Origin of the sequence: Cupriavidus alkaliphilus (genome assembly GCF_900094595.1) — a bacterium.
Classification (GTDB): Bacteria; Pseudomonadota; Gammaproteobacteria; order Burkholderiales; family Burkholderiaceae; genus Cupriavidus; species Cupriavidus alkaliphilus.
On record NZ_FMAD01000004.1, the window covers coordinates 411,047 to 423,129 of the forward strand.

Here is a 12,083-nt window from a genome sequence, read left to right on the forward strand (position 1 = left end):
ATGCAACCCGAATCCTCCAACCCCTCCGCCGTGCCCGCGCCGGCGCCCGCCACCGACAAGCAGGAGTACCTGGCCATGGTGCTGCTGGTGGACGACCAGGCCATGGTCGGCGAAGCGGTGCGCCGCGCGCTGGCCAGCGAGCCGGATATCGACTTCCATTACTGCTCGCAGCCGGATGAAGCGGTGGCCGTGGCGCAGCGCACCAAGCCCACCGTGATCCTGCAGGACCTGGTGATGCCGGGCGTGGACGGCCTGACGCTGGTGCAGCGCTATCGCGACAACCCCGCCACGCGCGATATCCCGATCATCGTGCTGTCGACCAAGGAAGAGGCCGCGACCAAGGGCGCGGCGTTTGCCGCCGGCGCCAACGACTACCTGGTCAAGCTGCCGGACAGCATCGAGCTGATCGCGCGGATCCGCTATCACTCGCGCTCCTACGTGAACCAGCTGCAGCGCGACGAAGCCTATCGTGCACTGCGGCAAAGCCAGCAGCAACTGCTGGAAACCAACCTGGAGCTGCAGCGCCTGACCAACTCGGACGGCCTGACCGGCTTGTCCAACCGGCGTTATTTCGACGAATACCTGGGGGCGGAATGGCGCCGCGCGCTGCGCGAGCAGACCGAGCTGGCGCTGCTGATGATCGATGTCGACGCCTTCAAGGCCTACAACGACACCTATGGCCACGTTGCGGGCGACGAGGTGTTGCGCCGCGTCGCCACGGTGATCCGCGACAATTGCGCGCGTGCCACCGACCTGCCCGCGCGCTTCGGCGGCGAAGAGTTCGCCATGGTGCTGCCGGCGACGTCGCCGGGCGGCGCGCGGCTGCTGGCTGAAAAGGTGCGGCGCGCAGTGCAGGGGCTGGCCATCGCCCACAGCGGCTCGCCCACCCTGGACTGCGTCACGGTCAGCATCGGCGGCGCGGTACTGGTGCCACAGCCCGGCACACAGCCAGGCCAGCTGGTGGAAGCGGCCGACGCGGGCCTCTACCAGGCCAAGCGCAATGGCCGCAACCAGGTCACGATGTCGCCGGGCTAAGCCGCGCCGGCACCCGCACGCGGGTGCCGGCCAACCCTCGCAACGTCCGGTGGCAACAACCGGTTACACATCTGTGCAGGCGGCGTGGCCGCCTGCGGCCGCGGCCCGTCGCGCCGCCGCGCTTGCGCTGCCAAGGCGCGCCGCCCCGCCCCCGCGCGCCCGCATCACCTCCTGTCGGAATCGTCCGACACTGAATTCGGAGCGTCGCGCCTGTCTGGCCTATCGCTTCAAACCTATCGTTGCATCACGGCAAGCGTGATCCCGCGCCTGCATACCAGATAGCAACTGGCCACGGGGCCGCCGCGACCCGCGCCGGCATGGGCCAGCTCGTCTCTGACTCTAACAGCAAGAGGTGACCCATGCTTCGATCCAAGACCCTTTTCCTCGGCCTCGCGCTGGCCGCGACCGCAGTGCTGACAGCGTGCGGCGGCGGCGATGACGGCATCGACGACCGCATCGGCCTGAGCAAGCCAAGCGTGCGCGTGATCCACGCCGTCACCGGTGGCCCTAACGTCGACGTGCTGCAGAACGGCGCGCTCACCAGCATGGTCAACAAGCCCTACAAGTTTGTTTCGACCTATTTCAACGTCGAAACCGGCAACCAGCTGATCTCGTTCAACGCCGCCGGCACGCAGACCGAACTGGCCCGCTCCAGCCTGGTGGCGGCCACCGGCCACAAGTACACCGTGGTGGCGCTGCCGGGGGCGGCAACCGCGGAAACGGTGACGATCGATGATCCGTTCGGCAAGGGCCTGCTGTCGAACAAGGCGCGCGTGCGTGCGCTGAACGCATCGTTCAATGCGCAGAACGTCGACATCTACGTGACCATGCCCGCCATTGACCTGAACTCGGTCGGCCCGACCTTCGCCGCGGTGGGCTACAAGCAGGCCTCGCCGGCCTCGGGCCAGGACTCGATCGACCTGGACGGCAACACCACCTATCGCCTGCGCATTACCACTGCCGGCACCAAGACCGTGATCTTCGACTCAGGCGCGCTGACGCTGGCGAATAACGCTGACTGGCTGATCACCACCATCCCGTCGGATGGCATCGCCGGCCTGACGCCGAACAAGATCAAGGTACTGGTGGCGCGTGGCGACGACGAGTCGCAAGCCGGTCTGGAACTGGTGACGCAATAACCGCTGCCGCGGTTGCCCGTGGCAGGCGGGCAGCGTGCGGGAGGCCGGTCCGGAAGGACTGGCCTCTTTTTTTGGTTCATCGCCGGCACGCGACCACGGAACGCCATCCATTCCGCAGGAGGATCTTCAAGAGCCGCCGGACATCTCACTTTCCAGCCGTCGCATCCGCGCCTGTATCGCCGCCGCAAGGTCCATCAGTGGCTCTGCCAAAGCAGCCTCGACAGCCTCGGCATCTTCCTGGGTCGATACACTCACGTTCAAGGCATGGACCCCATAGCCGCCGATCTGTAATGGCGTCGCCATCGCCATGACCTGCGGCTGCCATGAAGCAGCGCAGTAGCCCTTTTCTCGCACCGAAAGGACTGCGACCTCGATTTCCCGCCGCAAGCTCCGCCAGCCGCGGCCCTGGTGTTTTTCAGCGAGCGCCAAAAGCGTCGCGCTGAACGCCTCGGGTGCTAGCGTCGCAAGGTAGGCACGGCCCAGCGAAGTCAATGCCATCGGGATACGCTGCCCGCTCACCACCGTTCGTAATGACTGTCGCCGGTTGTAGCGAAACGACTCGAGATAGACCATCTCATCCCCGTCGGGCGCCGCCAGGCCGACGTTAATCTTGTGTCGCATCGCGACCTCAACCATCATTGGCGCCGCGACTTTGAGGACCTGCGAGCTGTCTCGCATGGCGTGCGCCATGCTGAGCACCGGCACAGCAAGGCGATAGGCTCGAAACTGCGGGATGTATTCGAGCATACCTGTCTCGATCAGCGACTGCGTCAGCCGGCTGACGGTCGACCGGGACAAACCGGTGCGCTCCGCAATCTCACTGTTGCCCAGCATCGAGGAACCGGCACGGAAGGCGCGCAGCACGGCAATGCCACGTTCGAGCGAGCGATTTGGCGTTGCCTTGCCCCGACCTGGTTTTATCCGTTCAATGCTGAGCGTGCTGTTTGACATGAAAGCTATCCAAGGCTCGCCAGACCGTCCGGACGGTAGCTGGCGTGACTCCAGGGAATGCTACTCGATGCGGATCTCCTTGTCCTTCATCACCTGCTCCCATCGGCCGGCCTCTCTGGTGTAGCCGGGAAGCAAGGCCGGAGCCCCTTCACGCAAACAGTTCGCGGATACTTTCGGATTCAACATGCCAAATTCGCCCTGCCAGCCGACGTGCGGCATCAACGCCCACAATCGGGGACGCCAGTTCCATCAGCTTGCCGTCGAGATCCGCGTCCAACAACGGATCCTCGGGATCGCCCTTCCGGTTTGGCTGAAGGTAGTCGGCCGTGGCGCCGTCCAGGGTTTCGATCTCCACCCTGGCTGCGCGCTTGCCGGGAAACCACCCATCGATCTCGGCATCGGCCTCGATTGTCATGCAATCCATCAGCCGGCGCGTCTCATCGTCCCGCAGCCGCTCCGGTGCGTAGGCCGACAGGCGTACGCTGCCGTGCACCAGGGCGGTAGCGACGATGTACTTGAGACTGAACTTGGCCTCGTTCTCCGTCCTGGGATCGAGGTAACAGGCGATCTCCAGTGCAGGACGGTAGGTAGCAACGTGAATGCGCCGGATCTGCGAGGTGTCGATGCCCAGCTTCGCCTTCAGGGCGAGCGCGCCGTCAATGGCCGCAAACGTGTGGCCGCAGCCGATGTGGTTCTTGAAGGTCAGTCGGCAGATATGGAAATCCTTGCCCAGTGTCGTGGCCAACGCGCCCCATTCCGGGCCGTCAGACATGGCACGGCCAAGTCCCGTCTCGCCGTCGAGCACATCCAGCGAACCGGTGATACCGGCAACGGCAGCACGGGCAGCCAGCACGCCTCCCTCTGCCGCGCGGCCCACGTGCAGGGGCTTGGACATCGAGTCCATGCGGAATGCCTGCTGCAGGCCGGCAGCGAAGGTTGCCGCGGTTGCCAGCGCGTGCGCAAGCTGCTCCTCGGTCGCGCCATAGATAAACGCGGCCGCCGCCGCCGCGCCGAAGGTGCCGACGGTGGCGGTGCTATGCCAGTAGCGATAATGCGCGCGGCCCAGTACCACGCCGATGCGGGTCGACACTTCATAGCCAACCACGATCCCCTTCAGCAGCAGCTCACCGGTGGCGCCTGCGTCCTGCGCGGCAGCGATCGCGGCGGCAATGGTGGGAGCACCGGGGTGATACATCGCGTCGCGAAAGCTGTCGTCGATTTCGGCAGCGTGAGCGGCGGCGCCATTGAGCAACGCCGCAACGCGCGCCGTGACATGTTGCCCGTCAGGCAGCCTGGCATTGCCCCGGCCGAACTCCTCTTCCAGTGCGCCGCGGAGTCGCTGTATCGCCTCCGTGTCAAGGCCCGGGAACAGTGCTGCATGCCAGTCGATCAGCGCGCGCTTCGCATGGTGAAGTACCTCGACGGGCAGCGGTCCAGCTTTGACGGTGCTGAAGAATGGCCCGAAAGCCTCTGTTGCGTACATGGATGTTCCTCTCAGCCGGCCCTGGCCGGCTTATGTCATTGTCTGAGCGCGCTGCCGCAGCCACGCGTTCAGCATCGTGTTGACTTGCTGGTGGGCCTCGTATTGCACCCAATGCCCGGCGTGCGGGACCAGTTGGACGCTGACTGGGTGCGCTCCTGCCGGCGCCCCTGCGCGAGCGTTACGGGCGACTTCCGCGAGCGATTCAGGTGACATGGTCACGTCCTTCTCGCCCCAGATCATCAGTATTGGTCCTGCGAAGCGGGCAAGTACGTCTTGCAAACCACCGGCACGCGAAATCGCCTTGCTGCGGAAACGCGTCGCACGGCAAGCCTCGGTATGGATAGCCACGGCCTCGTCATCGATCCCGGCTGGATCTGCAATCATGAATGCCGCCAAGTTGTGACGCATTGCATTGGCCAGCGCCGCAGGGCTTTCACAGCGGCGCCAGTCGACGAGCGCCTGTGTCATGCGCCGTGGCCCGCCATGGCCAGCCGGCCCGATCAGCGCCAGACGATCGACGCTCACCTGAACCAGGCCCGCATGGGTTGCCAGGTGTGCTGCCACCAGCGCCCCAAACGAGAAGCCCACCAGGTCAACGCAATCCAGCGGCAACTGCGTCAGCGAGCGGGCCAGGACATCGACGAAGCCCGGCAAATCCGGGCATGGTGCCGGCCCTGCCTCGCCAAAACCCGGCATGTCGGGCACCAGCAGCCGGCGTGTCCGGGAAAGCGGCTCGATATTGCGCGCCCAATGCTGCCAGTTTCCGTGACCGCCGTGGAGCATGACGGTAGTCGGTCCGGTGCCAAAGCTTCGCCAGACGACCTCGCAGCCGTCGACAGAAGTCACCAGGGCACTCTCCCGCTCACCGCGCATGCCGTTGCCTCATTAGCGATTGCCGCCGTCGGCCAGTACCGCCACGCCGTCTGCGGCCACGACGCCCTGCCCTTCCGGTAGTACGAACACAGGATTGATCTCGGCCTCGATCAGCCTGTCGCCCAGCGTGGCCACCATCCGCGAGAAGGCGACAATGGCGTCGGCCAGCGCATCCACGTCCGCCCTGGGCCGGCCGCGGTAGCCCTGCAGCAGGGGAGCCGTCTTCAGCCGCTGGATCATTTCCAGTGCGGCCTGGCGCGTCAGGCCGTGGCCGCTGGGCAACAGCCGCAGCGTGGTATCACTGAACAGCTCTGCGGTAACCCCACCCATGCCAAGGAGGATGGCGGTACCCAGCGCATCCCGGTGCATGCCGAGAATCACCTCCACCCCGCCCTTGACCATCTCCTGCACCAGGTAACGCCGAGGCACGATTCCCGTGGCGGACTGTACGTCCGAAGCCATCTTCGCGAGCCGTTCCGCCACCTCGGCGGGCGAAACATTGACGGCCACGCCGCCGACATCGCTCTTGTGCGTGATCTCGGCCGATAGCACCTTCAGCACGACATTGCCGCCGAAGCCCTGCGCGGCCGCCCGCGCCTGGTCGCCGCTGGTGACCACAATCTCTTTCGCAACCGGCACATCAAAGCCGGCGAACAGCGTCTTTGCCGCGGCTTCGTCAAGCGGGCCGGTGCCAAAGGGGTGCAGATCCGGCAGCGGCAGCGAGGCAGTCCCCGCTTCTTCGTCCGCCCCGATTTCGCTCGCGCGGAGCATCGCATCGAATGCTACCGTGCATGCCTCTGGCGCCGAGAATGCCGGCACGCCGCGGCGACTGAGCAGCGATGCGACTTCCGGCGCATGCGGGCTGACGTAGGCGATCACCGGCTTGTCGCTGTCGGGCAGGCAGTCACGGATCGCATCGGCCATCAGGTCCGGCATTGCCAGGCTTGACGAACCCACGATCACCGATACCGCGTCATAGCTCGGGCTTTCGAGCAGGATCCGGATTGCGGCACGCAGCAGGTCGGGCTGCAGCCCAGCCAGGGTCACATCGATCGGGTTGCGGTCCAGCGCTGCATGGTCACCCTTCTGCAATGCCCGCAGCTTCGCCGCGGTCTCTTCGTCCGGTGCCGGTGTCTCGAAGCCGGCCACACCCAGGCTGTCGGAGACCAGCGTACCCGCGCCGCCGGTCGAGGTCAGGATGGCGATGCGCTTGCCGCGCAGCTTGCGGCCCGTTGCCAGTGCCGCAGGCATGTCGAGCAGGTCGGAGAAGGTTTGCGCGCGGATCACGCCGACTTGCTCGAACAGAGCGTCGTACATACGGTCGGCGCCGGCCAGTGCGCCGGTGTGGGAGACCGCGGCGCGTGCCCCGCTTTCGGAGCGGCCGATCTTGAACGCCACCACGGGCTTGCCGGCGCGCGCCGCCTTCAGCGCGGCGCGGCGGAACGTGTCAGGGTTGCGCACGCTCTCGACATAGAGCGCGATCACGCGGGTGGCCTCGTCGTCGGCGAGGTAGTCGATGAAATCGGCCAGGTCCAGGTCGACTTCATTGCTGGTGGAAATCAGCTTGCTCAGGCCGATACCCCGCGCCGCGGCGCGTGACAGGAGGGCGCCGAGGATACCGCCGCTCTGCGAGACCACGCCAATGCTGCCAGCCGGGAACTGGTCCATCTCCAGCGCGCCGCTGGCCGACAACGGAATATTGTCGGTCAGGTTGACCAGCCCGATGGTGTTGGGGCCCAGCAGGCGCATGCTGCCGGCTGCCTCGATCAGCTCGGCCTGGCGCCGGGCGCCCTCCGCGCCGGTCTCGGTATAGCCGCTGGCCAGCACGATGGCAGCTCCCGCACCGCGAGCCGCCAGGTCGCGCACCGCCAGGTGGGCGCGCTCGGCGCCCAGCAGCACGATGCCGACATCCGGCACTTCCGGCAACGACGCGATGTCGGGATAGCAGCGCAGGCCATCGATCGATTTGACCTTGGGGTTGACCGGGTAGATCGCCCCGCTGAAACCGTGCTTGCGCAAGTAGGACACCGGACGGCCGGCGGTTTTGGCGGGATCGGCGGAAGCCCCGATCACGGCGACACTGCGCGGCGTGACAAGTCGTTGGATGGCGTTCATGGTCAGGCCTTGCTAGCGGCTTTATTGAGGAAAGCCAGCACGGACTCGCGATGCTCGGTGCTGGTGTAGCAGATGCCCTGCGCCTGGCTGCCTTGCGCAAATACCTGGTCGGCGGGAAGTTCGAACGACTGATTCATGATGCTCTTGCCCAGCGCGATGGCGGTGGCCGAGCCCTGGCTCAGCTCTGCCGCCCACGCCAGCGCATCGCCGATCAGCGTTTCGGGCTTGCTCAGGCGGTCTGCAATGCCCAACGCCTTGGCTTCCTCCGCCTCGACTTTTCGGCCGGTGAAGACCAGCTCCTTCGCCGTCGACAAGCCCACGCGGCGCGGCAGGAAATACATGCCGCCGCCATCCGGGATCAGCCCGCGGTTGATATACGACCACGAGAACGAGGCCGATTCGGAGGCCACGACGAAATCGCAGCATAGCGCCGTATCGGCTCCCAGGCCCGCCGCGGCGCCATTGACCGCCGCAATCGTGGGCTTCGGCATGGTATGCAGCAACTTGATGGTGTGGTGCACCCGCTGCTGGCGGCTCCACCCGTTAAAGCCAACTTCACCCTGCGGCGCTTCCATGCGGCGCTGCATCCCCGCCACGTCGCCGCCGGCGCAGAAGCCCTTGCCATTGCCGGTGAGCACCAGCGCGCGGATTGCCTTGTCGGCCGCGACGCGCTCCAGCGCATCGATGAATTCCGTACGCATGTCATCACTCATGGCATTACGCTTGTCGGGGCGGTTGAAGGCGAGCATCGCGATGCCCGCTTCGATCTTCAGTTCGATCAGGGAATAGTTGTCCATGAATTGATCCGGTCCGGTGTATCTGATGTGTTCTGTCGTTGGCGCCGCGCTCAGTCGGCGGTGATGTTGGCTTCCTTGATGATCTTGCTCCAGCGCTGGCTCTCGGCCTTGACGTAGCGGCCAAATTCGTCCGGCGTGCCGCCACTCACGGCGAGGCCCTCTTGCTCGGCGCGCTTGCGGAATGCCTCGGTATGCACGGCTTTCTTCGCCGCCGCGTTCAGGCGCGTGATCACCGCCGGCGGCGTACCCGCCGGCACAAACAGGCCATACCAGCTGTCGGCCACGTAGTTGGGCACGCCGCCTTCGGCGATTGTCGGCACCTTGCTCAGCGCGGGCGCCTGTGAACGCTGCGCGGTCGTGACCGCCACCGCGCGCAGCTTGCCGCTCTCCAGGTGTGGCGCCACCGCAGCCGCCGTGGCGAACATCACATCAACCTGTCCGCCGAGCAGATCCGTAATGGCCGGGCCGGCGCCACGGTACGGGATGTGGTTGATCTCGACCTTCGCCAGCTTCTTGAACAGCTCGCCTGCCAGGTGCGCGGAGGTACCCGCGCCCTGCGATGCGTAGTTCAGCTTGCCCGGCTTGGCCCTGGCAGCGACGATCAGGTCCTGCACGGTCTTGATCGGGCTGTCCGGCTTCACTACGAGAACATTGGGTGAGCGCCCCACCAGCATGACCGGCGAAAAGGCCTTGTCGGTATCGAATGGCAGCTTCTTGTGCAGGCTCGGGTTAACGGCGTGGGCCATGGTCGCCATGACCAGCGTGTAGCCATCGGGGGCGCTCTTGGCCACCGCGTCGGTCCCGATGATGGTGCTGCCGCCGGGCTTGTTCTCGACGATGACCGGCTGGCCCAGATCCTCGCCCATGGTGATGCCCATTGCCCGCGCCACCAGGTCGGTGCCGCCACCGGGGGCGAACGGCACCACCAGGCGAATCGGCTTGTCGGGGAAAGCTGCCAGTACAGGGAGCGGCACGGCGGTGACCATCATGAAGGGGATGGCAGCCTTGGCAAGCTGGCGGAAGAATCCGGTACGGATCGAATGCATGGAGTGTCTCCTGGAAGGATAGGAACGCTGCCGGCTTACTCGCCAAACTACGCCGCGTGCGTCTTATTTGTTGGAGACAGCTTAGGCCTTGTCACGTTGACATTCACCCCCGCAATTCCACTACATGGAATTTGCATGTACCGACAAAGCGCCGGAACGAAAAAAAGCCCGGCAGAGCGCACAAACTCTGCCGGGCCCACGCCCTCTCCAGACCGGTCCCAGAACGCCAGTCCGAAGCTTGAGGACCTCTAATCAGACGCCCGAGGAAGATCCGGCCAACACCTTACTCGGGCTTGACGTTCCGCTCCGCAATCAACCTGGACCACTTTCCCCCGTCCGCGCGGATCCGATCGGAGAACTCCGCCGCGGTGGACGGTGCCGGCGTCAATCCCATCTTCGCGAGACTGGCCCTGACGTCCTTGTTTTCCAGTGTTCTTCGGACAGCGCCATTCAGCGCCTGCACAATCTTGGGAGGTGTACCAGCGGGGACCATCAGACCGTACCAGTTTTCGGCATAGACACCCTTGATGCCGCTTTCGTCCAGCGTCGGCACGTCCGGCAGGTAAGGTAGCCGCCCGGACGTGGTCACCCCGACAGGCTTCAGTTTTTTTCCCTCGATGAACGGCACAAGGCCCGACGCATCGCCAAAGAATGCGTCGACCTGCCCGCCAATCGTGTCGGTGATGGCCGGCGCTGCGCCCTTGTACGCCACATGCAAGAATTCAGCCGAGGTCGCGGCCTTGAGCAATTCGATCGCCATGTGCGGCATACTGCCAATCCCTGACGATGCCAGCGACACCGAACCGCCCGCGCGGCTCTGGGCCACGAGGTCCTTGGCGGAGTTCACCTTGGACTGAAGGGGCACCACCAGGACCTGGGGCGTCGTGACCACCATGGATACCGGCACCAGGTCACGCTCCGGACGGTAGGACAGGTTCTTATACAGCGCAGGGTTGATAACGATAGCTCCAGCGCTGGTCAGGAAGAACACCGAGCCATCTGCCGGGCCTTTTGTCACGGCACTGATCGCGATGGCGCCGTTGGCACCCGGCCGATTGTCGATGATCACGGTGCGTTTCAGTTCCGTCTCCAACTGCCTGGAGATGGCACGCGCCAGCGCATCGGCCGGCCCGCCGGCGGGGAATGCCACCACCATCCGCGCCACGTCGCCGGCGATGGCTGCCTGGCCGAACGACATCGCCACCAGCGCTGCCAGCGATCCCTTCAGGAAAGCCCTGCTCATACTGCAACTCCTCACTCGTGCGGATATCCGCCCTTAGCCGCCCTCAGCCGCCCTCAGCCGCCTGGTGCGCCCTGCGTATTGACATACAGCGCATAGATCGATGTACACGACGCCATGAACAACCGGTTGCGGTGTCGCCCGCCGAAGCACAGGTTGGCGCATCGCTCGGGTAAGCTGATATGCCCGATCGGTTCGCCATCCGGCGCGAAGACTCGCACGCCATCCAGCTCGGGCGTACCCATGCCCCAGCCGCACCACAGGTTGCCGTCGACATCGACCCGAAAGCCATCCGGGGTCCCTGGGCCGGCATCTGCCAGCACGCGACTTTCGCCCAGTGCCTTGCCACCGTTACTAACCTGGAAGGCGCGAATCCGCCGCGGGCGGGTACGGGACTCGATCACGTAGAGCACTTCTTCGTCGGGAGAGAAGGCCAGGCCATTGGGACCACTGACGTCGTCGGCAACCACATCCAGTCGACCCGTGTCGGGATCGATGCGATAGATCCGCTCGGGCAGTTCTGGCTGCGCCTTCTCGCCCTGGTAATAGCCGGCGATGCCGAATGGCGGGTCGGTGAACCAGATCGAGCCGTCTGACTTCACGACCACGTCGTTGGGAGAGTTCAACGGCTTGCCGCCAAAGCCGTCCGCCAACACCGTGATGCCGCCGTCGTACTCCGTGCGCGTGACCCGCCGGCCACCATGCTCGCAGGAAATCAGCCGCCCTTGCCGGTCACGGGTATTGCCGTTGGCATGATTGGAGGGACTGCGGAACACCGTGGTGTGCCCGCTTTCTTCGTCCCACCGCAGTATCCGGTTGTTCGGGATATCGCTCCACAGCAGGTAGCGGCCGTCGCCGAACCAGACCGGCCCTTCGCTCCAGCGGCTGCCGGTGGCGATGCGGTCGATCGCTGCCAGAGGCAAGTGGTATTTGTCGAAGCGCGGACTCAGTGCCTGGACGCGCGCATCCGGATAACGCACCGGGTCGGCCGGTGCAAGAGTGGATTCCGTGATTCTCATCGTTTTGCCGGGAAGGTTACGCAACAGGCGCGAAGATCTGATCGGGATTGAGCCTGGTGTTATTGAACAAGGCCGGCGAAATCGCGATCGACGAGCTGTTGTACAACAGTGTGTAGCCGTCCGCCGGGGCTTTTGCCACGAACTCGGCAGCAATATTGCCGCCTGCGCCAGGCCGGTTGTCAACGATGATCTGCTGCCCCAGCCGCGTGCCCATGTCCCTTGCGATCACGCGGGCAATGATGTCGGTCGGACCGCCGGCGGAGAAGGCGACAACCAGCCGGATTGGCTTGTCCGGGAATGCGCCGGCGATCATGGCCAGGGCCTGGCGGCGGCTGCTATGGAAAGACTTCATTTGAAACTCCGGATCTCTACCTGCTAGTGCGTG

At 65.2% G+C, this 12,083-nt stretch carries 11 protein-coding genes; 2 read left to right on the forward strand and 9 right to left on the reverse strand.

Annotation, left to right across the window (positions count from 1 at the left end; all coding sequences use genetic code 11):
- Together GA0116996_RS11240 and GA0116996_RS11245 are read left to right on the forward strand one after the other, a co-directional pair.
- The gene (locus GA0116996_RS11240) at nt 1-1,035 is read left to right on the forward strand and encodes a diguanylate cyclase (protein ID WP_181487065.1); all 1,035 of its coding nucleotides are present in this window, start codon (nt 1-3) and stop codon (nt 1,033-1,035) included.
- Between the two features lie 359 nt (nt 1,036-1,394).
- On the forward strand, nt 1,395-2,174 hold the full coding sequence (locus GA0116996_RS11245; protein ID WP_092310787.1) for a DUF4397 domain-containing protein: 780 nt from the start codon (nt 1,395-1,397) through the stop codon (nt 2,172-2,174).
- A 126-nt stretch (nt 2,175-2,300) separates the two neighbouring features.
- On the opposite strand, the gene GA0116996_RS11250 is transcribed toward GA0116996_RS11245, so the two are convergent.
- From GA0116996_RS11250 to GA0116996_RS11290, 9 genes are all read right to left on the reverse strand, one after another.
- Nucleotides 2,301-3,125: an IclR family transcriptional regulator gene (locus tag GA0116996_RS11250; protein WP_092310790.1), complete on the reverse strand. Its 825-nt coding sequence runs from the start codon at nt 3,123-3,125 to the stop codon at nt 2,301-2,303.
- 148 nt (nt 3,126-3,273) lie between these two features.
- Nucleotides 3,274-4,608 (reverse strand): MmgE/PrpD family protein, encoded by a 1,335-nt coding sequence (locus GA0116996_RS11255; RefSeq protein ID WP_092310793.1) that lies wholly within the window; start codon nt 4,606-4,608, stop codon nt 3,274-3,276.
- A 30-nt stretch (nt 4,609-4,638) separates the two neighbouring features.
- On the reverse strand, nt 4,639-5,454 hold the full coding sequence (locus tag GA0116996_RS11260) for an alpha/beta fold hydrolase (RefSeq protein WP_244159810.1): 816 nt from the start codon (nt 5,452-5,454) through the stop codon (nt 4,639-4,641).
- Nucleotides 5,455-5,493: 39 nt separating this feature from the next.
- Nucleotides 5,494-7,596 (reverse strand): acetate--CoA ligase family protein, encoded by a 2,103-nt coding sequence (locus tag GA0116996_RS11265; protein WP_208601244.1) that lies wholly within the window; start codon nt 7,594-7,596, stop codon nt 5,494-5,496.
- 2 nt (nt 7,597-7,598) lie between these two features.
- Nucleotides 7,599-8,393 carry an enoyl-CoA hydratase/isomerase family protein gene (locus GA0116996_RS11270; protein ID WP_092310802.1) on the reverse strand — a complete coding sequence of 265 codons (795 nt, stop codon included), beginning with the start codon at nt 8,391-8,393 and terminating at the stop codon, nt 7,599-7,601.
- A gap of 50 nt (nt 8,394-8,443) precedes the next feature.
- The gene (locus tag GA0116996_RS11275) at nt 8,444-9,439 is read right to left on the reverse strand and encodes a tripartite tricarboxylate transporter substrate binding protein (RefSeq protein ID WP_092310805.1); all 996 of its coding nucleotides are present in this window, start codon (nt 9,437-9,439) and stop codon (nt 8,444-8,446) included.
- 283 nt (nt 9,440-9,722) lie between these two features.
- Nucleotides 9,723-10,682 carry a Bug family tripartite tricarboxylate transporter substrate binding protein gene (locus tag GA0116996_RS11280; RefSeq protein ID WP_244159811.1) on the reverse strand — a complete coding sequence of 320 codons (960 nt, stop codon included), beginning with the start codon at nt 10,680-10,682 and terminating at the stop codon, nt 9,723-9,725.
- A gap of 53 nt (nt 10,683-10,735) precedes the next feature.
- Entirely contained in the window at nt 10,736-11,698 is a 963-nt protein-coding gene (locus GA0116996_RS11285) for an SMP-30/gluconolactonase/LRE family protein (RefSeq protein WP_092310808.1), read from the reverse strand.
- Nucleotides 11,699-11,714: 16 nt separating this feature from the next.
- Complete coding sequence (locus GA0116996_RS11290; RefSeq protein WP_092310811.1) at nt 11,715-12,050, reverse strand: tripartite tricarboxylate transporter substrate-binding protein; 336 nt, start codon at nt 12,048-12,050, stop codon at nt 11,715-11,717.
- Between the last annotated feature and the right edge of the window lie 33 nt (nt 12,051-12,083).